We start from the raw sequence: 24,542 nt of genomic DNA on the forward strand, positions 1-24,542 counted from the left end.
CATCTGTCGATAGGCTGCCGCCTGCGATCAGGCAGGAGCGCCGGTCGCGCGGGGTGGCCAGGCCCCCCGCACCGGGTGTACGGGGAGGGTTCGTGATGCGGGGAACGCGGCGCAGGCTGCGGGTGGGTGCCGGTCTGCTGGTGACCGGGGCGCTCGTGCTGTCCGGATGCGACTCGTCCACGAAGGAGGCCGCGGCCCCGACGCCGAGCGCGTCCCCGACGCCGTCGCGGACCTTCACCGCCGGGGCGGCCGGGCTCGGGGACGCGTACTTCCCGACGTACGGCAACGGCGGGTACGACGTCGGGAAGTACACCGTGAAGGTGCGCTACGACCCGGCGAAGGACCGGCTGACCGGTACGGCAACCGTGCAGGCCACGGCGACGGCGGACCTGTCGACGTTCAACCTCGACCTGGCCGGTCTGACCGTCAAGACGGTCACCGTGGACGGCGCACCGGCCACCTACACCCGGGACAAGAACGAGCTGGTGATCAAGCCGGCGGCCGGCCTGATCACGGGCAACGGTTTCGTCGCGGAGATCGTGTACGAGGGGGTGCCGAAGCCGCTGAAGAACGAGGTGCTCGGCGAGGGCGGGTTCCTGCACACCGCCGACGGCGCGATCGCGCTGGGCCAGCCGGAGTCGGCGAGCACCTGGTTCCCGGTCAACGACCACCCGTCCGACAAGGCCGCGTACGACTTCGAGGTCACCGTCCCGCAGGGCCTGACCGCCGTCAGCAACGGCGTGCCGGGCGGCAACACCACCAAGGACGGCTGGACCACCTGGAAGTGGTCGGAGAAGTCGCCCATGGCCAGCTACCTGAGCACCGTGGTGATCGGCAAGTTCCGGATCACCACCGGCCAGCACAAGGGGAAGCCGGTCTACAGCGCCGTCACCACCAAGGTGGCCAAGGGCGCGTCGGACGCGTCGATCGCGCAGACCGTCAAGGTGGCCGACTACCTGGAGACCGTCTTCGGGCCGTATCCGTTCGACGCGTACGGCGGTGTGGTCGTCTCGGACAGCCGGATCGGGTACGCGCTGGAGACGCAGAGCCGCCCGGTCTACTCCGCCGGATTCTTCCGCCGTGGCGAGAACACCGAGGTGGTCGCCCACGAGCTGGCCCACCAGTGGTTCGGCGACAGCGTGGCGCTGGCCAAGTGGGAGGACATCTGGCTCAACGAGGGCTTCGCGACGTACGCGGAGTGGCTGTGGGCCGAGCACACCAAGCAGTACACCGCGAAGCAGGCGTTCGACATCCGCTACGAGCGGGTGCCGGCCGCGGTGTGGAAGACCCCGCCGGGCAAGCCGGGGGTGAAGGACCTGTTCAGCGAGTCGGTCTATCAGCGTGGCGGGATGACCCTGCACGCGCTGCGGGTGGCCGTCGGCGACAAGGCGTTCTTCCAGATCGTCAAGACCTGGGCGGCGGAGAAGCGCAACGGGACCGCCACCACCGCCGAGTTCGTGGCCCTCGCCGAGCGGATCTCCGGCAAGCAGCTCGACGCTCTCTTCGAGGCGTGGCTCAACGGCACCAAGAAGCCCGCCCAACCCAAGAAGCTCTAGGAAGGTGCCCCGGGGGCCTCGGTCGAGCCGAGGGCCCCGGGGCGCGGGTCAGGTCTTGACGACCAGCTTGGGGTGGGCCGCGAGGTACGCGTCCGCGCGGCCGGCCCGGAGTTCGGTAATGAACTTCCGGCCCTCGCTGGTGAGTTGTTCGCCCTGGTAGGCGCTGCCCTTGCCGACACCTGAGCCGGGCAGGCCGACCAGGACGAACTTGTTCTCCGGCACCCCGCTGAGCGCGTACGCCAGGTCGACGATCCGGTTGCCGCCCACGTAGATCAGGGTGTCGCCCAGCGCGGCGACCACCTGGTCGACGCGCTCCGGCTGCCGGGCCAGGCCCTCATCGAGGATCTTGCGGGTCAGCGCTCGGACGAGCTGCTGCTGGTGGCGCTGGCGGGCGTAGTCGCCGCCGGTGATGTAGCGCTGCCGCGCGTAGTCCAGGGCCTGCCACCCGTTGAGGTGCTGCTCGCCCTTCTCGTAGACCTGCTGCGGCCCGGTGTACCCGCCGGGGGCGCTGTCCCGGTACTTGCCGTCCGGCTTGCGGTGCAGGGAGGCGACCCGCTGGTCGACGTAGATGTCCACCCCGCCGAGGGCGTTCACCAGCCGGTCGAACCCGGCGAAGGTGAGCACCGCCCCGGCGTCGATCCGCAGCCCGGTGTATCCGCTCACCGTGCTGCGCAGCAGCTCGTACCCCTGGGCGGTGCTCGGCTGCTTGGGCTTGCCGGGCACCCGGCTGCCGAAGCTCATCGAGTGGGTGAGCTTGGTCTTGCCGCCCTTGTAGCCGGCCTTCGGGAACGCCGGAATGTCCACCAGCAGGTCGCGGGGGAGCGAGAAGAGGTACGCCCGGCCCAGCCCCTTCGGCACGTGCAGCACCAGCACGGCATCGGAGTGCGGCTCCCAGCCGGGAACGCTGACCCGGGTGTCCACCCCGACGAGCAGCAGCGTCAGCGGGCCAGTGATGTTCGCGCCCGGGGGCGGGCCGCTCGGGCTGGGCGTGGGGGTGGGCGTGCCGACCGACGACGGGCTCGGCGAGCCGGCCACCGGAGTGCCGGCGGGCGAGTCGCCGCCGGTCAGGCGGGTGATCACCACAGTGCCGCCAGCGATCAGCGCGACGACGGCGAGGGCGGCCAGCCCGAGCACCAGCCACCGCCGGCGCGGCTCCATCGACCCCAAGATCATCTTCGTTTCCTTCCACCCGTATCCGGCACAACGCTCCGACGGGTGCTCCGGGTTGCGGCCGGAAGGCGCCGGGTCGGTCGGCCGGTGCATGATCGCGCGAAAACTGCCGCTGGCGCGAGCGCTACTGACGGGTAATGATGCGTCCATGCGGTACGACGTGGTCGTCATCGGGTCCGGCTTCGGCGGCAGCGTCACGGCGCTCCGCCTGGCCGAGAAGGGTTACTCGGTCGGCGTCCTGGAGGCCGGCCGCCGCTTCGCCGACGACGAGTTCCCGCAGACGTCCTGGCGGGCCCGCCGCTTCCTGTGGGCGCCGAAGCTGGGCTGCTACGGCATCCAGCGGCTCACCCTGCTCCGCCCCGCCGAGCGGCGATCTGGCGGCGGCGTGCTCGTGCTCTCCGGCGCGGGAGTGGGCGGTGGCTCGCTGGTCTACGCGAACACCCTCTACGAACCGCTGCCGGCGTTCTACACCGACCCGCAGTGGCGCGACATCACCGACTGGCGCGACGAGCTGGCCCGCCACTTCGACCAGGCGAAGCGGATGCTCGGCGTCACCACGTACCCGATGGACACCGGCGCGGACCGCGCCATGCGGGCGGTGGCCGACCGGATGGGGGTGGGCCACACCTTCCACGCCACCCCCGTCGGCGTGCACATCGGCCGCCCCGGCCAGCGCGTCGCCGACCCGTACTTCGGTGGCGTCGGCCCGGAGCGCACCGGCTGCCTGCACTGCGGCTCGTGCATGACCGGCTGCCGGCACGGGGCCAAGAACACGTTGGTCAAGAACTACCTGTGGCTCGCCGAGCGGCTGGGCGCCACCGTGCACCCGCTGACCACGGTGACGGCCGTCCGGCCGGCCGCCGACGGCGGGTACGAGGTGCACACCGAGCGCACCGGTGCCTGGCTGCGCCGACGGCGGCAGGTGATCCACGCCGACCAGGTGGTCTTCGCCGCCGGGGCGCTCGGCACCCAACGGCTGCTGCACGGCATGAAGACCGACGGCGCCCTGCCCCGGCTCTCACCCCGCCTCGGTGAGCTGACCCGGACCAACTCGGAGGCGATCCTGGGCGCCTCGGTGGACCACCGGCGGGCCCGGTCCGAGCGGCTGGACTTCACCGAGGGGGTGGCGATCACCAGCTCGTTCCACCCGGACCCGCAGACCCACATCGAGCCGGTCCGCTACGGGCGCGGCTCCAACGCCATGGGGCTGCTCCAGTCGCTGCTTGTCGACGGCGGCCCGCACCGCGTTCGGCGCTGGCTGGGCAGCATCGTCCGGCAGCCGGGGCTGGCCGCCCGGATGCTGTCCGTGCGCGGCTGGTCGGAGCGGACGGTGATCGCCCTGGTGATGCAGTCGGTGGACAACTCGCTGACCACCCGCTGGCGGCGCGGCGTGTTCGGTCGCCGGCTGGTCACCGGGCCCGGCCACGGCACCCCGAGCCCGACCTGGATCCCGGCCGGCAACACCGCGACCCGGCTGCTCGCCGAGGAGATCGGCGGTACGCCGGGCGGCTCGCTCACCGAGCCGTTCGACATCCCGATCACCGCGCACATCCTGGGCGGCGCGGTGATCGGCGCCACCGAGGCCGACGGGGTGATCGACCCCTGGCACCGGGTGTACGGCCACCCGGGGCTGCACGTGGTGGACGGCGCGGCGGTGTCGGCGAACCTGGGCGTGAACCCGTCCCTGACGATCACCGCACAGGCGGAACGGGCGATGTCCTTCTGGCCCAACCGGGGCGAGCCGGACCCTCGGCCCCCGCTCGGAGATCCGTACCGGCGGCTGCCTCCCGTACCCCCGCTGCACCCGGCGGTGCCGGCGGACGCCCCCGGCGCGCTGAAACCCTGACCCCGGCGGGCTGTGACCCTGACCCCGGCGGGCGAGCCGGTGCCGGGGACGGCGGTGCTGTCGGTAGGCTTTGTGCACATGAGCCTGCCTCGCCCTGTCCTCGTGGTGGACTTCGGAGCCCAGTACGCCCAGCTCATCGCGCGCCGGGTCCGCGAGGCGAAGGTCTACTCCGAGATCGTGCCGCACTCGATGCCGGTCGCCGAGATGCTGGCGAAGAACCCGGCCGCGATCATCCTCTCCGGCGGTCCGGCCAGCGTGTACGCGCCGGACGCCCCGCAGATCGACGCCGGCGTGTTCACGGCCGACGTGCCGGTCTTCGGCATCTGCTACGGCTTCCAGGCGATGGCCCAGGCGCTGGGCGGCACCGTCGCGCGGACGGGCAACCGCGAGTACGGCGGCACGCCGCTGCGCCCCCGCCTCCTCGAGCCGGGTGTGCTGCTGCGCGACCTGCCGGCGGACCTGCCGGTCTGGATGAGCCACGGAGACTGCGTCACCGAGGCCCCCGAGGGCTTCACGGTCACCGCCGAGTCGGCGGGCGCGCCGGTGGCGGCCTTCGAGGACGTGGCCGGGCGCCGGGCCGGCGTGCAGTTCCACCCGGAGGTCGGGCACACCGCGCACGGTCAGGAGATGCTGACCCGCTTCCTGTACGACATCGCCGGCATCGAGCCGACCTGGACGCCCGAGAACATCATCGACGAGCAGGTCGCCCGGATCCGCGCCCAGGTCGGTGACAAGGAGGTCATCTGCGGCCTCTCCGGCGGGGTGGACTCGGCGGTCGCCGCCGCGCTGGTGCACAGGGCGGTCGGTGACCAGCTCACCTGCGTGTTCGTCGACCACGGTCTGCTGCGGGCGGGCGAGGCCGAGCAGGTCGAGAAGGACTACGTGGCGGCCACCGGCATCAAGCTGAAGGTGGTCGACGCCGCCGACCGGTTCCTCGGCGCGCTGGCCGGGGTGACCGATCCGGAGCAGAAGCGCAAGATCATTGGCCGGGAGTTCATCCGGGTCTTCGAGGCCGCCGCCCGCGAGATCGCCTCGCACGGCGACGTGGAGTTCCTGGTCCAGGGCACCCTCTACCCGGACGTGGTGGAGTCCGGCGGCGGCACCGGCACCGCCAACATCAAGAGTCACCACAACGTCGGCGGCCTGCCGGAGGACCTGAAGTTCGCCCTGGTCGAGCCGCTGCGCACCCTCTTCAAGGACGAGGTCCGGGCGCTCGGCCTCCAGCTGGGCCTGCCCGAGGCGATGGTCTGGCGGCACCCGTTCCCCGGCCCCGGCCTGGCCATCCGGATCATCGGCGCCGTCGACCGCGAGCGCCTCGACCTGCTGCGCCGCGCCGATCTGATCGCCCGCGAGGAGCTGACCGCCGCGGGCCTGGACCGGGGTGTCTGGCAGTTCCCCGTGGTGCTGCTCGCCGACGTGCGCAGCGTCGGCGTGCAGGGTGACGGGCGCAGCTACGGGCATCCCGTGGTGCTGCGCCCGGTCTCCAGCGAGGACGCGATGACCGCCGACTGGTCCCGGCTGCCCTACGACGTGGTGGCCCGGATCTCCACCCGGATCACCAACGAGGTCGCCGAGGTCAACCGTGTGGTGCTGGACGTGACCAGCAAGCCGCCGGGCACCATCGAGTGGGAGTGACCGCGGCTCACGCGGCCGGCGGCGTGTGGGACGGGGTCGTCGGCGGGTAGGGCGGCGTCGGCGCGTACCCCGGCTGCGGTCCGCCGGGCGCGGGCCCGGCGGTGGGCTGCGGCGCGGCGCCCGCCGGGTGCGGCCAGGCCGGCGCGCCGGTGGGCTCCTCGGGCATCAGGAACCACATGATGGGGTACGCGAACAGCGCGAGCCCGCCGGTGAGCAGGCCGGTGACCGCGAAGGCCACGCGGACCAGTGTGGGGTCGACGTCGAAGTAGCGGCCGAGGCCGCTGGCGACCCCCGCCACCATGCGGTCGGTGGTGGGTCGCCGGAGCTGCTTGTACGGGGCGTGCGGTGCGGCGGTGGATGTCATGTCTCCACGGTCCGCGCCGGTGCCCGGCCCGCCCTCGGTGACCGCCCGGATCCTTACCCTGACCGATCCCTGAGCGGGTAGCAAAGAGTCAGGAATCCGACTCTTTTCCGTCCCGGTAACCCGTCCCGGGGAGAATTTGGTCCCGTGACCACCTTGCTGGAGCCGCTTCGCAGGATCGCGGCATACGCAGTTTGTGCTGATTCAGACGGCCGAGTGTTGCTGGTCCGCGCATCGGAGCGCTCCGGCACCCCCGGCACCTGGTCGCTGCCGGGCGGAGCGGTCGACCACGGTGAGGACCCGAACCACACAGTCGTCCGCGAGACCGCCGCCGAGACGGGCCTCTCGGTCGCCGTCTCGGGCCTGGCCGACGTGCTCGCCGACATGCGGGCGCTGCCCGAGCGCGGCATCACCATCCACACCGACCGGCTGATCTACCGGGTGGCGGTGCGGGGCGGCACCCTCGCCGACCGGGTCGGCGAACGCCCCACCGACCTGGCCCGGTGGTACACGCTCGACGAGGCCCGCGAGTTGCCGCTGCGCTCGTTCACGGCCCGCGCCCTCGGCCTGCCCGCCTCCTCGGCCGACGTGGTGCCCGACGAGGTGCCCGAGTTCCCCTCCTTCTACGCGGTGCCCGGCCCGGACGGGCTGCACCGTGCGCAGCGCTTCGCCGCGTACGCCGTGTGCACCGACCCGGCCGGTCGGGTGCTGCTCACCCGGATCTCCGACGGCTACCCGGGCGCCGGCTGCTGGCACCTGCCCGGCGGCGGCACCGACTACGGCGAGCAGCCCGGCGCGGCGCTCATCCGGGAGCTGGTGGAGGAGACCGGCCAGTCCGGCCGCCTCGTCGAGCTGCTGGGTGTGGCGAGCCACCGCGACGCCGCCTCGCTCGGCCCGGAGGGCTACCCGATCGACTGGCACGGCGTCCGCGCCTTCTACCGGGTCGTCGTCGACGAGCCCAACGCGCCGACGATCACCGACGTCGGTGGCTCCACCTGCGAGGCCCGTTGGTTCGCCCGCGAGGAACTGGGCGCCCTCCCGACCGACCGCCTGACCGAGGTGACCGCAGAAGCAGTCCAAGCAGCCCAACTAACCTAACCCCCACCCCACCCCACCCCGCCCCCGGCCTCCCTCGTCGCGGCGATCATGAAGTTATTGTCGGGACACGCCGGGATGGACGGCGATAACTTCATGATCACCGGCCTGAAGGCGGGTGCGGGGGAGCGGGGGCCTGGTTGTGGAGCTGGTGCGGCGGGTTGCGGCTTATGGTCTGTTGTCGGCCTCGGGGCGAGTTCTGGTTGTTCGGGGGGCTGTGGGGGCGGTGTGGTCGCTGCCTGGGGGGCCGGTCGCGCACGCCGAGCATCCTGAGCGTGCGGCCGTGCGCGCGGTGGGCGAGCAGACCGGGCTGACCGTGTCGGTGGGCCGGTTGCGGGCCGTGGTCGCTGACGTCAGCACCCTCGCGCAGGACGGCGTCTCGCTGCACACCGACCGGTTGCTGTTCGAGATGACCGTTGACGGCGATGCGCCGGGCGACACCGGAGACGGCACGATCGAGGCCCGCTGGGTCAGCCCAGAGGACGCGGCCCGGCTGCCGTTGACGCCGTTCAGCGCCGAACTGCTCGGACTGCCGGTCACCCCGCTCCCGGCCGACGCGCACCCGTCCGCCGAGCCGCTCCCGCCGCCGCACCCGGATCGCCGGCTGCGCTTCGGGGCGTACGGGCTGGTCACCGACCCGGCCGGGCGGGTCCTGCTCACCCAGATCGCCGACGGCTATCCCGGGGCCGGCAAGTGGCACCTGCCCGGCGGTGGCACCGATCACGGTGAGCAGCCGACCACCGGGCTGCTCCGTGAGCTGGTCGAGGAGGGCGGTCAGGTGGGCCGGGTCGTGGAGCTGCTCGGCGTGGACAACCTGCACAACCCGGCCGCGCTCGGCCCGGAGGGCCGTCCGCTGGACTGGCACGGCGTTCGGGTGATCTATCGGGTGCTCGTGGACGTACCCACTGACGCGGTGGTGACCGAGTCCGCCGGTGGCTCGACCGCCCGGGCGGGCTGGTTCACCATCGCCGAGACCGCTGACCTGCTGCTGACCGGCATCGCTGCCTCGGCAATCGGACAGCTGGGTCGATAGCACCCGGCTCGGCGAGCCGAGATGGTGACCCTCCGGTACAGTCAGAGACGGGAATGGTGGAGGAAACGGGCGATGAGGCCCGGGATGGGAATAACAAGGCGGTTCGCGCGGTTTGCACCAGATATAAGTACCGCCGGCAGCTATCGCCAAGCCACGTTCCCCTATGCGATGGTGTACTCCGCAAAACGGCTGCCGGGCCACGCAAGGTCCGGCACGAGACAGCCGGACATCCGCCCCAAACGGCGGCAAGCCGATCCGGTGATGGAGGAAACGTGCCGAGAGCCCCATGGCGCCGGCGTCGTACGACTGACAGTCCGCGCCCCGCAGGGCGTCGCTGGGCGGGCCCGTTGCGCCGCAGCAGCACGTTCGCCCGCCAGGTGCTGCTGGTCCGGGCGGGTCGCCGTGACGGCGACCTGCGGACCACCGACGTGACACTGCCCGAGCACCGGTACGCCGACCGCCAGCGCCGCCGTTACGGCCTGGACCGGCTCGGCCGTCCGTCGCTCGGCGTCAATCGCGCCGAGGTCGAGGCGGTCATGCCGGTCAGCCCGGCGCTGCCGCCGATGGCGCACGCCGACGAGGCGTCGTCCCGGTCGATCCCACTGCTGCCCGGCGAGCGCACCGTCGCCCGCCGGATGAAGTTCGGCCTGGTCAACGCCTGCACCCTGGCCAGCCTCATGCTCGGCATGCTGGCCATCTTCCTCGCCATGCAGGGCGAGGTGCGCATCGCCGCCCTCTGCCTGATCGCCTGCGTCGGCTTCGACGGCCTCGACGGCGCGTTGGCGCGCCGGCTCGGCGTCGCCAGCCCGTTCGGCGCTCAGATGGACTCGCTGGCCGACATGTGCTCGTTCGGCCTCGCCGCGCCGGTGGTGGTCTACGCCTCGCTCGCCGGCTCCGTGTCGACGGCTGCGGCCGCGGTGGCCTGCGCCCTGGTCGCGGCGTGTGCGGCGATCCGGCTGGCCCGCTTCAACGTCTCGCCGAAGGACGGCCGCTTCTTCTGCGGTGTCCCCACCACCATGGCCGCGGCCGTGCTCGCCGTGACCGTGGCGATCGGCCTGCCGGTGCCCGGCCTGGTGCTGGTCGCCGGGGTGGCACTGCTCGCCTTCGCGATGGTGTCCAGCTTCCCGTACGCCAAGCTCGCGCGCCTGGTGAAGCTGCCGCCGTGGCTCTGGCTGGCCCCGGTGCTCGGCGCGCTCGTCGACATCCGGCTCACGTTCGCCCTGATCGTGGTGGGCTACCTGGTCAGCGGGCCGGTGCTCTGGCTGCGCCAGCGTCGTACCGCCTGATCCGACACACGAAAAGGGGCGCCGCGGACAGCGGCGCCCCTTTTTCGCGTCTTGGCGTCAGCGCCAGCGGGCGATGACTGTGGAGCCGCCGACCACCTTGTCGCCCGGCCCCACCAGCGGGTCAGCGGCCTCGGCCGGCAGGTAGACGTCGGTCCGCGAGCCGAACCGGATGAGCCCGAAGCGCTCCCCCTTCGCCAGCAGCGCGCCGATCGGCGCGCGCTGCACGATGCGACGGGCGATCAGGCCGGTCCGCTGCGCGACCACCACCGTGCCACGGCTGGTGTCCAGGACGGTGTACGCGGCGACGTTGTGCTCGGCGTCCGGCTTCATCGCGTTGACGAAGCCGCCGTCGGCGACGAAGTAGTCCACGACCTTGCCGGCGACCGGAGCCCGGTTGACGTGCACGTCCAGCACGGAGAGGAAGACCGCGACGCGCAGCCACTCACCGTCGCCGAAACGCTCGTCGTGCAGGCGCTGCACCGACAGGACCTTGCCGTCCGCGCTGGCCACCACGGCGTTCGGGTCCTCCGGGACGTCCCGCTGGGGATCGCGGAAGAACGCGGCGACCGGCCCGGCGGCCAGCGCCGGCAGCAGCCACAACTTGGACGACGGACGCGCCACCCGGGCCAGCGCCGCCAGACCCAGTGTGATGCCCGCCGCGGCCACCCCGTTGGAGTCGATGTGCATTCCCCGGGTCAGCGGCACGCTCGACGGCCGGTACGCCGGGGCCAACCGGTCGGCCGTGGCCGGGCTGGCCGGGGTGAACCGGAGCCGGTAGACCCGTACCGGCGGTGTGTTCCGCAGCACCAGGTCCCCGCCGACGCCGTAGAGGGCGTCCTGCCGGGCCAGCTCGCTGGCCGCGCCGGTCGTCCGGCCCGGCGTCGCGGTGGTCGCCACGCTCAGCACCCCGCCCTCGGTCAGGTACTTGGACAACCCGTCGATGCCGCTCCGGGTCTCCTCGGCGGTGCCGATGAACGCCTCGCCGGCGATGACCACGGCGGCGGCCTCGGCGTCGGCGAGCGAGTCGACCACGCGTACGCGGTCGGCGACCCACCGGCCCTGGGCGGTGACGTGCTCGCGGAGCACGGGGGCGCCGGACGAGTCGGCGGGCACCACGGTGAGCTGGTCACCGGGGAGCAACGCCTCGATGGCCGCGGCCAGCACCGCGGACTCCGGGCTCGCGCCGACCAGCAGGGCGGCCTTCGGGTCGTTCATCCGGGCCAGCTCGGTGACGAGGGTACGGGCGGCTCGCTCGCCGATGCGGACCGGACCGGACCGGCCGGTGGTACGCACGGCGGGGGACTGCGTCATGTCGGGCGGGCTCCTGACGGGGTAGAGACGGGAATCGCGGCGGGGCCGCCATGGCGGGGACGGGCCGGCCGGCGGAGGCGAGATCTCCACCGGTCAGCATATGCGCCTGCCCGCGCCGGCCGCACCGCCGTGGAGGTGGTGCGGGCCGCCGCGGGCAGGTGGCCGGGTCAGGATTCCCGCCGTCGGCCCTCCCGCTCGTCCGCCGGATCGTCGCCGGTCGCCGTGCTCGGGTGGTCGGGCCGGGGCTGCTCGTCGGCCCCGTCGCCGGGCCGGTCGGAGACCGGCGCCGCCGACGACTCCGACGCGCCGTGGGCCAGCCAGGCGGGGTGGATGGCGTCCGCCGACGCCTCCGGTGCCCGGATCTCGGCGGTCGACGCCTCCGGCAGACGCATCTCGGCGGTCGGCGCCTCCGGTGCCCGCAGGGCCACGGTGGGTGCCTCTGGCGCCGGTCCCGGCAGGGGAGCGTCCCAGGTGGAGTGTTCGGCGGTCCAGGCCGGAAGGCCCGCGCCGGAGGTCGGGGCGGGCACCCCGGAGGTCGGCACGCCGGGCTCGGCGGCGCCCGTGACCGGCCCGGACGCCGAGGTCGGCGTGCCGGGCTGCTGGGCCGCGATGGTGGCCGGGTCGGCGACGTCGTTCGGCTCCGGGCGGCCGGAGCGGCCGGAGCGCAACGCGCCGACCAGACCGAAGATCCCGATCAGGATCAGCGCGCCGGCCAGGAACCAGCCGACCGGCGGCAGCGCGAGCCCGAGCAGTTGGGCGAGCAGCCACCAGGCCGACAACGCCAGGAACACCAGCCCGAAGGCGAACGAGAGCAGGTCCGTACGGTGAGCCTTCACCGGGTCACCTCCAGGTTGCCGGCATTGACGTGGATGTACAGGCGCAGCTTCCCGCCGCCGGGACCGTCCGCGCCCAGGTCGGTGGACTCCCGCAGGCGGCCGTCGATCCCGCCGGAACGGTTGCCGAAGATGGTGGCGTCGCCGGCGTTGACGTCGGCCACGGTGGTCACGTCCACGTTCGGCGGTACGACAACCGTCGCCTGCCCGAAGTTGATCGCGACGGTCACCTCGCTGTCCTGCTTCGTGAAGTCGATGCCCCGCAGGTCGAGCACGGCGTCACCGAAGCTGTTCTCGTACCGGTTGGCGAGGTCGCGGTAGTCGGTGGGCGCCCAGGTGACCGCGCCGTCCACGCCACGGATGCGGTCGTAGGACTCGGCGACCGTGGCGGTTCCCAGAGCCGCGGCGGTCACCAGGCCGAGCGCGATCAGCCAGCGGGCCCGCCCGAACCAGGTGCCGACCAGCAGCCCCAGCCCGATCGTGGCCAACGCGGCCGCGAAGTACGCCGAGGCGCCGACGGCGAAGACGTCCAGCAGGTCGAGCAGGGCGACCACGCCGAGGGCCAGGAAGATCAGCGAGAAGGTCACCGCGCCGAGCGGTGAACGCTCCCGGGGCCGCTTCGGCGGCTTCGGTGGTTTGGGCGGCGGATACGCGGCCGGGGCCGGCGCGGCGTACGGGCCGTGTGGCGCGAACGGTGGGCGGTACCCGCCCGGCGTCGCCGCGGCCGGGTAACCGGACGGACCGGCGGGCACTGCGGTCACCGGCGCCGACGGCCAGCCAGCGGTGGGGGTGACCTCGGTGGCCGTGCCGTTGCCCGGCCAGCCCTGCTCGGGTGCCGGCCAGGTGGCCTCCTGCGGCCCGGTCGTGGCGCCGGCCGGCTGCCCGGACACCGGCCCCGCCCCGGACGACAGCGCCGCCCCGGACACCGGCTGCGCGCCGACGAACGGCTGCGTGGCGGTGGCCGGCTGGGTGCCGTGGACGGGCGCGGGTGCGCTCGGCGTCTCACCCGGCGCCGCGGCGGCGTACGCCGGAGCGCCACCGGCCAACGGCGCGGTCGCCAGCGGCCCGGTGGACGGCGCCGCGCCGTACGTCGGAGCGGGCCAGGCGACCGGCGGGACCGGCCCGGGTGGCGTACCGGTCGGGTTGGGCGGCACCGGTCCACCCGGGGCGCCGGGCTGTGGTCCACGACTGTCCCGGTTGAGCAGCAACGCGCCGCCGATCAGGATGGCCGCGCCGAGCAGCACCGCGCGGAAGGCGTCGGTGACGATGTAGCCGAAGCTGGCCGCCACCAGGATGCCCAGCACGATCACGGTCACCGGGGACATGCTGGAACGGCCGCGCCCCAGCATCGACTCCACCGGGGATGCCGTGTCGCCCTCGTTCGGGATGATCAGCCAGGCGGCGACGTACACCAGGATGCCGATGCCGCCGAAGAACCCGAGCACCGCGAGCAGCACCCGCCAGAGCACCGGATCGGTGTTGGTGGCTCGTCCGATCGCCGCGCAGACCCCGGCCAGGTAACGGCCGTCGCGCGGTCGGACCAGCCCGTACCGCGAGGTGAAGCCGGTGCCGCCCAGCGGCCCCACGGACGGCCCCGGCCCACCGGGCCCTCCAGGCGTACCCGCGCCCCCGCCGGGCCCGTAGCCCGCACCGGTCGTACCGCCACCGGGCCCGTAGCCCGCGCCGGGCGTACCGGCGGGCCCGTAGCCTGCGCCCGGCGCGAAGCCGGCGCCGGGCGCGTAGCCCGCGGCGGGTCCCTGGCCCGTGCCGGGCGTGTAGCCGGCGCCGGGGTTGTGTCTCGCGCTCGGAGGCTCGTACGCGCCCGGTGTCGGTTCGGCGGTCGGGCCGGTGTCGGCGGGCGGGCCGAACGTGGTGGGCTCGGTCCAGCCGGCGGGCGTCCCGGCTGGTGCGGGCGGTGCTGAACCGCCCGGCTGTGCCGACCCGGGGCGGGGCGGCGGGGCAGCTTCCTCGGTCATGCCTCGATCCTGCTGCCCGCGTCGCCCGAACGGCCTCAGGACCCGACCCTGACCCCACCCTGAGATCCGGGCGGCCGGAATGTCGGGGGCGTCCCCGTGGTCGGCGGACGCCGCAGCGTGTGACGATCGGACTCACCGACCTCCGGACAGCCCACCACCGTGACCAGGGAGCCTGCGATCAGCACCGTGACCCCGCCTCCGCGCCTGTACCGCGCCCCCGAGCATCGGATGGCCGCTGGCGTCGCCGCCGGTATCGCCGACCATCTCGGCATCTCGGTGCTGCGCGTGCGGGTGGCGTTCATGGTGCTGCTCGGGCTGAGCGGGCTCGGACTGCTGCTCTACGCGGCCTTCTGGGCGGTGGTGCCGCTGCGCCCCGGTGACACCGCGGTGCCGCCCCGGCGCGACGTGGCCCAGCTCCTGCCGTTCGTCGGGATCGGGCTCGGTGTCCTGCTGATCCAGGTGATGGTCTTCGACTCGGTCGGCGCGGCGGGCACCGCCGGTTGGCTGGTGGCCATCATCGCGGTCGGCGCCGGGGTCATCTGGCACCAGTCGGCGCCCGAGCGGCGACGGCGCTGGGGCGACACGATGCCGGTCCCGTGGCTCGGGGCGGTCGTGGAGGAGAGCGACCGGCGGGCCTTCGTCCTCCGGTTCATCGGCGGCGGGGTGCTGGTCGCGGTCGGCATCATCGGTGTCGCGGCGGTCTACTCGCCGGCACAGAACTTCGACGCGGTGATCAACGGGGTGATCTTCGCGCTGGTCGGGTTGGCCGGGGTCGGGGTGGTCACCGCGCCGGTGCTCTGGCGGACGTACAGCCAGCTCCGCGCGGAGCGCGAGGGGCGCATCCGCGAGCAGGAGCGGGCCGAGCTGGCCGCGATGGTGCACGACCAGGTGCTGCACACGCTGGCGCTGATCCAGCGCAACGCCAGCGACGTCAAGACGGTGCAGCGGTTGGCCCGGGGGCAGGAGCGTTCGCTGCGCAACTGGCTCTACAAGCCCACGGCGTCACCGAGCGAGCGCTTCGCGGCCGCCCTGGAGCAGGCCGCCGCCGAGGTCGAGGACACCTTCGCGATCACGGTGGAGACCGTGGTGGTGGGCGACCGGGAGACTGACGAGAAGGTCGGCGCGCTGGTCGCCGCCGCGCGGGAGGCGCTGGTGAACGCGGCCCGGCACGCCGGCGTGCAGACCGTGTCGCTCTACGCCGAGGTGGAGCCCGATCAGGTCAGCGTCTTCGTCCGGGACCGGGGCAAGGGCTTCGATCCGGATACGGTGGAGGACCACCGGCACGGCGTACGCGGTTCGATCATCGGACGGATGAAGCGGCACGGCGGACGGGCCGAGATCCGGTCCGGCCCGGGGGAGGGGACCGAGGTCCGGTTGATCCTGCCGATCTCCCGGGACTCGTCCGCAGCGGAGAGGAACAAATGACCATGGCCGAGCAGCCGATGGAGCACCTCGACCCGGCGACCAGCCGCCCGGAACGCCTGCGGGTTTTCCTGGTCGACGACCACGCGATGTTCCGTGCCGGGGTGCGTGCCGAGCTGGGCGCCCATGTCGAGGTGGTGGGTGAGGCGAGCACGGTGGCCGAGGCGGTCACCCGGATCGCCGCCACCGTCCCGGACGTGGTGCTGCTCGACGTACACATGCCCGACGGCGGTGGCCGCGCCGTGCTGGAGGCGATGCGGCGCAGCCATCCGCAGGTCAAGTTCCTGGCGCTGAGCGTCTCCGACGCGGCGGAGGACGTGATCGGGTTGATCCGGGCCGGCGCCCGGGGGTATGTCACCAAGACCATCTCCCCGGACGAGCTGACCGCGGCGATCCGTCGGGTCGCCGACGGTGACGCGGTGTTCAGCCCCCGGCTCGCCGGGTTCGTGCTGGACGCCTTCGCGGCCCGGCCGGACGCCCCGGTGGCCGACCCCGAGTTGGACCAGCTCACCAACCGGGAGCGGGAGGTGCTGCGCCTGCTCGCCCGGGGGTACGCGTACAAGGAGATCGCCAAGGAGCTGTTCATCTCCATCAAGACGGTGGAGACGCACGTGTCGAACGTGCTGCGCAAGCTCCAGATGTCCAACCGCTACGAACTGTCCCGCTGGGCGGCGGACCGCCGGCTCGTGTGATCTATTCCTCCGCCCCGGCATTTCGGGCAGATGCCACGGATGCCGCCGGGCGGGGCTGACAAACGATCACCCGTCGTCCCATACTGCCCCGGTCCCGTTTCCGCGCGTGGGTGTTGGCATCCCGCGGAGGCGGCGGCTTACGCGTGCCCGCGGTAGCGGGTCACCCCTGGGGGAGAGGTACCAATCTTGATGTTGGGACAACGAGGACGACACTGGGCGCGGGTCGCGTTGGCGGCCGTCGCCGGCGGCGCGCTGGCGCTCGGCGTGGCGGGTGCCGCAGCCGCTGCTCCGGCCACCGGTGTGGCCAAGGTGGTCGATGGCACCGAGGTCACCCTGAAGCTCGACGGCAAGACGCGCACCACGTCTGCGCTCGCTCTGAAGATCGACGGCAAGCTGGTGCCGGCGTTCTGCATCGACTACCACACCAGCGTGAAGCTCGACGGCAAGTACGAGGAGGGCAGCTGGGACGAGTCCGAGGTGCGGAACCTCGGCAAGGTCCAGTGGGTGCTCACCCACGGCTACCCGAACGCCGACTCCACCGCGCTTCTCGCCGCCGCCGGCGTGGAGACGAAGGTCGGTAAGAAGCAGCTGGAGACGCTGCTCTACTTCGGCACCCAGACCGCCGTCTGGCACTTCAGCGACGGCATCGAGCTGGGCGCCTGGGAGAAGGACCTGCAGGCCCGCAACCAGTACGAGGTGATCACGAAGGTCCGTGACTACCTCATCAAGAACGCCACCGACCAGCCGGAGCCGCGTGCCGAGCTGTCCGTCGACCCGGCCAGCGCCACCGCGACGGTCGGCGGCAAGGCCGGTCCGTTCACGGTGAAGGGCCCGGCGGGCGCCATCACCGTGGCGGCCACCGGCGGCACCGCCGTCGACGCCGAGGGCAAGCCGGTCACCACGACCACCAACGGCGGGCAGTTCTGGCTGGCCGCTGAGGCCGCTGGCGCGGTCAACGTGACCCTGACCGCGCAGGACTCGGTCTCCTTCGGCCGGGTGTTCCTGTTCACCGGCGCCAAGAAGGCGCAGAAGCTGATCCTCGGCGGCAGCACCGGCGCCACCGTCACCACCCAGGCGGCGGCCACCTTCACCGCCGTCCCCACGACGCCGCCGACCACCCCGACGGCGACCCCGAGCGCGTCGGCCTCGCCGACCACCCCGTCGGCCACGCCGTCGGACTCGGCGCAGCCGGCCAGCCCGGCGCCGTCCACCTCGCCGGCGAGCAACGGTGGCGGCCTGCCGCTGACCGGTTCGCCGATCGCGGCGGCGGCGACCGCCGGTCTGCTGCTGCTCGCCGCGGGTGCGGTGGCCGTCCTCCTGGTGCGTCGTCGCAAGGTCCGCTTCACCGCCTGATCCATCCCCGCCACACCACCGGCCCCGGCCCCGCCTCCAGGCGGCGCCGGGGCCGGTGTCGTCGCAGCCGCCGCGGTCGCTCTTCGGTGATCAGAAAACCGTCCGCGGCACCCTCGTCCACCCAGCCGGCCATGGTGCCCGTGCAGCCGACGTCGACCTCGTCCGGACGGGTAAAGAAAGTCGAGCCCGCGTTAGACGTCGGACCGCGTGGTCGTCAAGCGAAAAAGCTCACATAAGCCGAGCCTGAGCGGGGCGCGAGCGTCCCAGCAGGTCAGGTACTTCCAGGTCGGAGACACCTGGACTGACCGTTTTGTGATCATTTTTCAAGTATCGGCAACGTGGCGGACAACTAACGGCTTGATAACGGCACCTTCACGAAAGCGGCCAGTGGGTGTCACAGTGGCAGCACCTCACCCTCGGTGTGTGGCACTCCGCACGGCCCACGACCACGGCCTCCGCTGTTTTCCCGGCGGGTTCGTGGCTGTGCCGCCTGCGCAGAGTCGCGCCTCGTCGGGTGAGGGAGCCCGGCGGATCGGAACATCAGGGGTGTCCCCAACTTCCCTGTGGTCCCGGCGACCCCCGCCCCGGGGTGGTCGGGCGGTGTCACCCCCAAAACGTGCGTGAAACCCACGACGGAACCAGGTTAGAAAGAGGAGGCCCCTCGGAATGAGAGTCTCGAAGCGGGCGACGAGCGCGATCGCGCTCAGCGCGGCTGCCGCGCTTGTCGCGAGCGGTTGCTCGAGCGGTGACGGCGACGGCGACGCCGCCGCCAGCAAGGATGGCGCGATCGTCATCCACGGCGTCCAGCCGGAGAACCCGCTGGTTCCGTCGAACACCACGGAGACCGGCGGTGGCAAGGTCATCGACTGGCTGTGGACCGGCCTGGTCGAGTACCCCAACGACGGTGGGGCCCCGCGCAACGCGCTGGCCGAGTCCATCGACACCAAGGACTCCAAGGTCTTCACGATCAAGATCAAGAAGGGTACCAAGTTCCACGACGGTACCGAGGTGAAGGCGAAGAACTTCGTCGACGCCTGGAACTGGGCGGCGTACTCGCCGAACGGCGCGCAGAACGGCTCCTTCTTCTCGGACATCGCGGGCTTCGACAAGACCTACACCGAGGACCCGGACGGCCCGGACGGCCCGCAGAAGGCCCCGACCCCGACGGCCGACAAGCTCTCCGGCCTGAAGGTCATCGACGAGCAGACCTTCGAGGTCACCCTCGCCGCCCCGACCGCGGTCTTCCCGACCAAGCTCGGCTACAGCGCGTTCATGCCGCTGCCGGACGTGTTCTTCACCATGAAGCCCGAGGAGTTCGGCAAGAAGCCGATCGGCAACGGCCCGGTGAAGTTCGTGTCGTGGCAGGACAACGTCCTCATCAAGCTGACTCGTTTCGACGACTACAGCCTGCGCGACAAGATGAAGATCAAGGACGTCGACGTCAAGCTGTACCAGGACGAGACGGCGGCCTACGCCGATCTGCTGGCCAACAACCTTGACTTCATGGAGGTTGTCCCCACCTCGGCGCTCGCCGGCGACAAGTGGAAGACCGACCTCGGCGACCGCGGCCTGAACACCGTCACGCCGTCGACCGCGTTCATCGCGTTCCCGATCTACGACAAGCGCTTCCAGAACCCGAAGCTGCGTCGCGCGGTGTCGCTGTCGATCAACCGGCAGGAGATCTCGGACAAGATCTTCTTCGGTACCCGCAAGCCGGCCGACAGCTGGGCGAACCCGCTGACCCCGGGCGCCAAGCCGGGTAACTGCACCGCCTGCAAGTTCGACCCGACCACGGCCAAGCAGCTGCTGACCGAGGCCGGCGGCTTCACCGGTGAGATGGTCTTCTACTACAACTCGGACTCCAGCCACAAGGACTGGATGGACGCGGTTGCGCAGCAGGTCAAGACCAACCTCGGCATCGACGCGCGGGCCGAGGGCATCCCGACCTTCGCGGTGTTCCGCCAGAACATCAACGCCCACAAGATGACCGGCCCGTACCGTGCCGCCTGGCAGCAGGACTACCCGGACGTGGAGAACTGGGTCAACCCGCTCTACGTCAAGGGTGGCTCGTCCAACGACGGCCTGTACAGCAACCCCGAGGTCGACACCCTGGCCAAGCAGGCCAGCGCCGCGCCGAGCCTGGAGGCCTCGCACGAGGCGTTCGCCAAGGCCGTCGAGGTTGTCGACCAGGACGTCCCGAGCATCCCGGTCTACTTCTACGGCCAGCAGTCCGGCCACTCGGAGAAGATCAAGAAGCTCGAGCTGAACAACGTCGGCGAACTCGACATCACCTCGGTCGAGCTCTGATCCGAACGGTCTGACCCCGGGTCGGGCTCGCCACATCCGGTGAGCCCGACCCGGGGCCGTTCCGCGAGTGGGTGCCACAGCACTCCACTCGCCACGTTGTCACCACCGTGTCGGCCGTCCGACGCGCCCCCTGTCTGGAGGACCACCCCATGGGCCGTTATCTGTTGAGACGGCTGCTCCAACTCGTGCCGGTCTTCATCGGCTCGACCTTCCTGATCTACTGGCTCGTCTGGTCCGTCCCGGGCGACCCGTTCGCCGGCAAGTGCGGCGAGCGCCGCTGCCCGGACCAGTACGTCGCGTACATGACCGAGAAGTACCACCTGGACCAGAACGTCTTCGTGCAGTACGGCAACTACATGAAGAACCTGCTCCAGGGCGACTTCGGCCAGACGTTCTCGCAGCGCGACATCGGCGGCATCATCGCCACGGCGTACCCGAACACGCTCAAGCTGGCCCTGGTCGCGCTCGCCATCGAGGCCGTGATCGGCCTCGGCGCCGGCATCCTGACCGGTCTGCGCCGCAACGGCTTCCTGGACAACCTGGTCCTCGTCTCGACCCTCTTCCTGCTCGCGCTGCCGGTGTTCGTCGTCGGCTTCGTGCTGCAGTGGCTGCTGGGTGTGCAGTGGGGCATCGTCAAGCCGACCGTCTCGTCCGAGATGCGATTCTCCGAGCTGATCGTGCCGGGCTTCGTGCTCGGTAGCGCGTCGGTGGCGTACATCGCCCGGGTGGCCCGAACGAGCATCGCGGAGAACCGCCGTGCCGACTACGTGCGCACCGCCATCGCCAAGGGCCTGCCGATGCGCCGGGTCGTGGGTGTGCACCTGCTGCGCAACTCGCTCATTCCGGTCGTCACCCTGCTCGGCACCGACCTCGGCGCCCTGATGGGCGGCGCGATCGTCACCGAGGGCATCTTCGGCATCAACGGAATCGGCCGCGAGGTCTACCGCGCGATCGTCACCAAGGAAAGCGCTACCGTGGTTGGCATCGTGGTCGTACTGGTGGTCGTCTATCTGCTGATGAACCTGTTGGTCGACCTGCTCTACGCCGCCCTGGACCCGAGGATCCGTTATGAGTGACCCAAGCACCGCATCGATTGTCAGCACCCCTCCCGCACAGGTGACGGACACCCCGGCCACCTCCGGGCCGCAGGGCAACGAGAAGCCGCGTGGTCTGCTCGGTGACGCCTGGCGGGACCTGCGCCGTAAGCCGCTGTTCTGGATCTCGACGACGATCATCGTCATCTTCCTGTTGATGGCGGCCTTCCCGTCGCTGTTCGCCCCGGGCGACGCGGTCAACGGATCGCTGTCGCGCAGCCTCAACAAGGCGTCCGGCAACGCGTGGTTCGGGTACGACCTGCAGGGCCGGGACGTCTACGCCCGGGTCATCTACGGCGCGCGTGCCTCCATCGTGGTCGCCGTGCTCTCCGTGGTCGGCACCCTGCTGATCGGTGGTGCCATGGGCATCATCTCCGGATACCTCGGTGGCTGGGTCGACACGATTCTCAGCCGGGTCGCGGACGTGTTCTTCGGAGTGCCGTTCGTGCTCGGCGCGATCGTCATCCTGACCACGTTCAACGGTTCGGGCAGCAGCAACAGCAAGGCCGAGATCATGGGCCTGGTGATCATCTCGCTGATCGTGCTGAGCTGGCCGGTCGTGATGCGGTTGATGCGTTCCTCGGTGCTCTCCACCAAGGAGGCCGACTACATCGTGGCGGCGCGTGCGCTGGGTGCCGGCAGCGGCCGGATCATCCTCAAGCACCTGCTGCCGAACTGCCTGGCCCCACTGCTGGTCTACGGCACGATCATGGTCGGCTCGTTCATCGGCGCCGAGGCAACCCTGTCGTTCCTGGGTGTCGGCCTGAAGTCGCCGGTGGTGTCCTGGGGCATCATGATCAGCGAGGGTAAGGATTTCATCCGGGTCGCGCCGGGGCTCGTGTTCTTCCCCGCCGCATTCCTCGTCGCCGCGGTGCTGAGCTTCGTGATGCTCGGTGAAGCGGTCCGCGAGGCTCTCGATCCGAAACTCCGCTAGGGGAGATCCAGTGTCCGACATTCTCGTGTCTGAGCAGTCCGCGCCGGGATCCGGCGGGTCCGGGCGCCCCTCCGGCCGGCTGCTCGAGGTCGACGACCTGCGGGTGGAGTTCCGTACCCGGGACGGCGTCGCAAAGGTCATCAACGGGGTCACGTACCACGTCGACGCGGGGGAGACCCTCGCCGTGCTCGGCGAGTCCGGCTCCGGTAAGAGCGTCACGGCGCAGACGATCATGGGCATCCTCGACACGCCCCCCGGCTTCGTCACCGGTGGGCGGGTCCGCTTCCACGGAAAGGACATGCTCCGCATGTCCGCCGAGGAGCGCCGCCGCATCCGCGGTGAGGGCATCGCGATGATCTTCCAGGACGCGCTCTCCGCCCTGAACCCGGTCTTCACCGTCGGGTTCCAGATCGCCGAACAGTTCCGGGTTCGGCGGGGTCTGGGTCGCGCGGAGGCCAAGAAGCGCGCGATCGAGATGCTCGACCAGGTCAAGATCCCGAACGCCAAGGGCCGGTTCAACAACTATCCGCACCAGTTCTCCGGCGGTATGCGGCAGCGCGCGATGATCGCGATGTCGCTGGCGCTCGACCCCGAGGTGCTGATCGCGGACGAGCCGACCACCGCGCTCGACGTGACCGTGCAGGCCCAGATCATGGACCTGCTCGCGGAGCTCCAGCGTGAGCGGCAGATGGGCATGATCCTGATCACCCACGACCTCGGCGTGGTCGCCGACGTCGCCGATCGGATCGCCGTCATGTACGCGGGCCGGATCGTCGAGGAAGCCGACGTGTACGACCTGTACGCCAAGCCGGCGCACCCGTACACGCTGGGTCTGATCGACTCGATCCCGCGTCTGGACGAGAAGGGGCAGCAGCTCCGGACGATCAAGGGCCTCCCGCCGAACCTGATGAACATCCCGCCGGGCTGCCCGTTCAACCCGCGCTGCCCGATGGCGCAGCCGGTGTGCCGGGAGAAGGTCCCCCCGCTGCTCCAGGTGGGCCCCGCCCGGGCCAGCGCCTGCCACTTCGCCGAGGAGCTGGTGAACCGTGTCTGAGAACATCCTCGAGGTCCGTGACCTGGTCAAGCACTACCCCGTCACTCAGGGTGTGGTGTTCAAGAAGACCGTCGGTCAGGTCAAGGCCGTCGACGGGGTCTCGTTCGGTCTGCGGGCCGGCGAGACGCTCGGTGTCGTCGGCGAGTCCGGCTGCGGCAAGTCGACCCTCGCCCGGGTTCTGATGAACCTGGAGAAGCCGACCGCCGGCAGCGTGGTCTACAAGGGCCAGGACATCTCCAAGCTCTCCGGTGGGGCGCTGCGTCGGCTGCGTCGGCAGATCCAGCTGGTCATGCAGGACCCGTACACCTCGCTGAACCCGCGGATGACTGTCGGTGACCTGATCGGGGAGCCGTTCGAGATCCACCCGGAGGTGGCGCCCCGGGGCAGCCGTCGGGCCAAGGTCCGCGAGCTGCTCGACCTGGTCGGGCTCAACCCGGAGCACATCAACCGGTACCCGCACCAGTTCTCCGGCGGTCAGCGTCAGCGCATCGGCATCGCCCGCGCGCTCGCGCTGCGGCCCGAGGTGATCGTCTGCGACGAGCCGGTCTCGGCGCTTGACGTCTCCATCCAGGCCCAGGTGATGAACCTGCTGGAGAAGCTGCAGACCGAGCTGGGGCTGTCGTACATCTTCATCGCCCACGACCTGTCGGTGGTCCGCCACCTGTCGGACCGGGTGGCGGTGATGTACCTCGGCAAGATCGTTGAGATCGGCACCGAGGACGAGATCTACGAGCGGCCGACCCACCCGTACACCCAGGCGCTGCTCTCGGCGGTGCCGGTGCCGGACCCGACCCAGCGGAACAACAAGACGATCATCCGGCTCACGGGTGACGTGCCGTCGCCGATCAGCCCGCCCTCGGGCTGCCGGTTCCGGACCCGCTGCTGGAAGGCGCAGGAGGTCTGCGCCGAGCAGGTCCCGCTGCTGGAGATCCGGCGCGACTCGGACCACCCGAGCGCCTGCCACTTCGCGGAGCGGCGCGAGATCGTCGCCACCCACGAGGTGTGAGTCACCGGAACCGCCTGCCGACGTCACCACGACGACGGCAGGCGGTTTCGTCTGTCCGGAGCCCTCTGAGCGGTTCGCCACGCTCCCGCACCGCCGGTCGGTGACGACCGCACCGGCGGCCCACCGAGGCGCCTCAGAGCGGCCCGCGGCCCGCGCGCAGCAGCAGCAGCGCCAGTTGGGTGCCGTCGGCGCCGAGCGCGAGCCGGAAGCGCTCCAGGATGTCCCGTTCGCGGGAGAGCACCAGGCGGGTTCCACCGGAGGCCATCCGGGTCGCCCCGACCTCCTGTGACAGCGCGGCCCGCTCCTGCCAGAGCGCGATCAACGCGTGGTCGATCTCGTCGATCCGTTCTCTGATCTGCACGATCCGCGCAGCGGCGGTCGGCTCCACGGTGCCGGTCCGTGCCTCGGACGGGTCGCCGGTCCGCACCGAAGGCACCACCTCCGGCACGCTCCCGCTCGCCGACGGCTGTCCGGCCTCCGGTCCGGCCGGGCCACCGTTCTGCTCCACCACGTCTGTCATCATCGGGTACCTCTCGCGCTGTGGTGCCCGGTGCCCGGAACCCGGGACGAAAAAGCCC

The 24,542-nt window shown here is 71.5% G+C and carries 19 protein-coding genes and 1 pseudogene; 14 read left to right on the top strand and 6 right to left on the bottom strand.

From position 1 onward, the window contains the following. The first annotated feature begins 95 nt into the window (after window positions 1-95). Complete coding sequence (locus ABZU46_RS06125) at window positions 96-1,556, top strand: M1 family metallopeptidase (protein WP_354855359.1); 1,461 nt, start codon at window positions 96-98, stop codon at window positions 1,554-1,556. A 48-nt stretch (window positions 1,557-1,604) separates the two neighbouring features. Here ABZU46_RS06125 and ABZU46_RS06130 read toward each other — a convergent pair whose 3' ends face one another. Continuing rightward, window positions 1,605-2,729, bottom strand: coding sequence for an LCP family protein (locus ABZU46_RS06130; RefSeq protein WP_354855360.1), 1,125 nt, complete (start codon window positions 2,727-2,729; stop codon window positions 1,605-1,607). 145 nt (window positions 2,730-2,874) lie between these two features. On the opposite strand from ABZU46_RS06130, the gene ABZU46_RS06135 reads away from it, so the two are divergent. Both ABZU46_RS06135 and guaA read left to right on the top strand, forming a co-directional pair. After that, the gene (locus ABZU46_RS06135) at window positions 2,875-4,572 is read left to right on the top strand and encodes a GMC family oxidoreductase (protein WP_354855361.1); all 1,698 of its coding nucleotides are present in this window, start codon (window positions 2,875-2,877) and stop codon (window positions 4,570-4,572) included. Between the two features lie 78 nt (window positions 4,573-4,650). Next, on the top strand, window positions 4,651-6,207 hold the full coding sequence (gene guaA, locus ABZU46_RS06140; protein ID WP_354855362.1) for a glutamine-hydrolyzing GMP synthase: 1,557 nt from the start codon (window positions 4,651-4,653) through the stop codon (window positions 6,205-6,207). A gap of 7 nt (window positions 6,208-6,214) precedes the next feature. Here guaA and ABZU46_RS06145 read toward each other — a convergent pair whose 3' ends face one another. Beyond that, window positions 6,215-6,571: a PspC domain-containing protein gene (locus ABZU46_RS06145; RefSeq protein ID WP_354855363.1), complete on the bottom strand. Its 357-nt coding sequence runs from the start codon at window positions 6,569-6,571 to the stop codon at window positions 6,215-6,217. Between the two features lie 144 nt (window positions 6,572-6,715). On the opposite strand from ABZU46_RS06145, the gene ABZU46_RS06150 reads away from it, so the two are divergent. The 3 genes from ABZU46_RS06150 (at window position 6,716) to ABZU46_RS06160 (ending at window position 9,982) form a co-directional block, all read left to right on the top strand. After that, window positions 6,716-7,666: an NUDIX domain-containing protein gene (locus ABZU46_RS06150; protein WP_354855364.1), complete on the top strand. Its 951-nt coding sequence runs from the start codon at window positions 6,716-6,718 to the stop codon at window positions 7,664-7,666. Between the two features lie 139 nt (window positions 7,667-7,805). After that, a complete protein-coding gene (locus tag ABZU46_RS06155) occupies window positions 7,806-8,696 on the top strand; it encodes an NUDIX domain-containing protein (protein ID WP_354855365.1) in 891 nt (296 codons plus the stop codon). A gap of 347 nt (window positions 8,697-9,043) precedes the next feature. Continuing rightward, window positions 9,044-9,982, top strand: a complete 939-nt coding sequence (locus ABZU46_RS06160; protein ID WP_354855366.1) for a CDP-alcohol phosphatidyltransferase family protein — start codon at window positions 9,044-9,046, stop codon at window positions 9,980-9,982. A gap of 57 nt (window positions 9,983-10,039) precedes the next feature. Here ABZU46_RS06160 and ABZU46_RS06165 read toward each other — a convergent pair whose 3' ends face one another. The 3 genes and pseudogenes from ABZU46_RS06165 to ABZU46_RS06175 form a co-directional block, all read right to left on the bottom strand. Then, on the bottom strand, window positions 10,040-11,293 hold the full coding sequence (locus tag ABZU46_RS06165) for a phosphatidylserine decarboxylase (RefSeq protein ID WP_354855367.1): 1,254 nt from the start codon (window positions 11,291-11,293) through the stop codon (window positions 10,040-10,042). A 650-nt stretch (window positions 11,294-11,943) separates the two neighbouring features. Further along, a pseudogene (locus ABZU46_RS06170) lies at window positions 11,944-12,129 on the bottom strand (hypothetical protein); the annotation flags it as partial. After that, on the bottom strand, window positions 12,126-14,102 hold the full coding sequence (locus ABZU46_RS06175) for a PspC domain-containing protein (RefSeq protein WP_354855368.1): 1,977 nt from the start codon (window positions 14,100-14,102) through the stop codon (window positions 12,126-12,128). The pseudogene ABZU46_RS06170 and the gene ABZU46_RS06175, both read right to left, overlap by 4 nt. A gap of 159 nt (window positions 14,103-14,261) precedes the next feature. Here ABZU46_RS06175 and ABZU46_RS06180 point away from each other — a divergent pair, with 159 nt between their 5' ends. The 8 genes from ABZU46_RS06180 (at window position 14,262) to ABZU46_RS06215 (ending at window position 23,964) form a co-directional block, all read left to right on the top strand. Beyond that, window positions 14,262-15,527, top strand: a complete 1,266-nt coding sequence (locus ABZU46_RS06180) for a PspC domain-containing protein (RefSeq protein ID WP_354855369.1) — start codon at window positions 14,262-14,264, stop codon at window positions 15,525-15,527. Window positions 15,528-15,529: 2 nt separating this feature from the next. Next, window positions 15,530-16,216 carry a response regulator transcription factor gene (locus ABZU46_RS06185; RefSeq protein ID WP_354855393.1) on the top strand — a complete coding sequence of 229 codons (687 nt, stop codon included), beginning with the start codon at window positions 15,530-15,532 and terminating at the stop codon, window positions 16,214-16,216. A 189-nt stretch (window positions 16,217-16,405) separates the two neighbouring features. Further along, a complete protein-coding gene (locus ABZU46_RS06190; RefSeq protein ID WP_354855370.1) occupies window positions 16,406-17,569 on the top strand; it encodes a thioester domain-containing protein in 1,164 nt (387 codons plus the stop codon). Between the two features lie 666 nt (window positions 17,570-18,235). Next, on the top strand, window positions 18,236-19,876 hold the full coding sequence (locus ABZU46_RS06195) for an ABC transporter substrate-binding protein (RefSeq protein ID WP_354855371.1): 1,641 nt from the start codon (window positions 18,236-18,238) through the stop codon (window positions 19,874-19,876). Window positions 19,877-20,025: 149 nt separating this feature from the next. Then, window positions 20,026-20,952 (top strand): ABC transporter permease, encoded by a 927-nt coding sequence (locus ABZU46_RS06200; RefSeq protein ID WP_354855372.1) that lies wholly within the window; start codon window positions 20,026-20,028, stop codon window positions 20,950-20,952. Window positions 20,953-20,992: 40 nt separating this feature from the next. Continuing rightward, window positions 20,993-21,904, top strand: coding sequence for an ABC transporter permease (locus tag ABZU46_RS06205; RefSeq protein ID WP_354855373.1), 912 nt, complete (start codon window positions 20,993-20,995; stop codon window positions 21,902-21,904). Between the two features lie 25 nt (window positions 21,905-21,929). After that, window positions 21,930-22,958: an ABC transporter ATP-binding protein gene (locus ABZU46_RS06210; RefSeq protein WP_354855394.1), complete on the top strand. Its 1,029-nt coding sequence runs from the start codon at window positions 21,930-21,932 to the stop codon at window positions 22,956-22,958. Next, a complete protein-coding gene (locus tag ABZU46_RS06215) occupies window positions 22,951-23,964 on the top strand; it encodes a dipeptide ABC transporter ATP-binding protein (RefSeq protein WP_354855374.1) in 1,014 nt (337 codons plus the stop codon). The genes ABZU46_RS06210 and ABZU46_RS06215 overlap by 8 nt, the downstream gene beginning before the upstream one ends. 133 nt (window positions 23,965-24,097) lie before the next feature. On the opposite strand, the gene ABZU46_RS06220 is transcribed toward ABZU46_RS06215, so the two are convergent. After that, complete coding sequence (locus ABZU46_RS06220) at window positions 24,098-24,487, bottom strand: chorismate mutase (protein ID WP_354855375.1); 390 nt, start codon at window positions 24,485-24,487, stop codon at window positions 24,098-24,100. Window positions 24,488-24,542: the final 55 nt, after the last annotated feature.

Source organism: Micromonospora sp. NPDC005197 (assembly GCF_040608295.1).
Lineage (GTDB): Bacteria > Actinomycetota > Actinomycetes > Mycobacteriales > Micromonosporaceae > Micromonospora.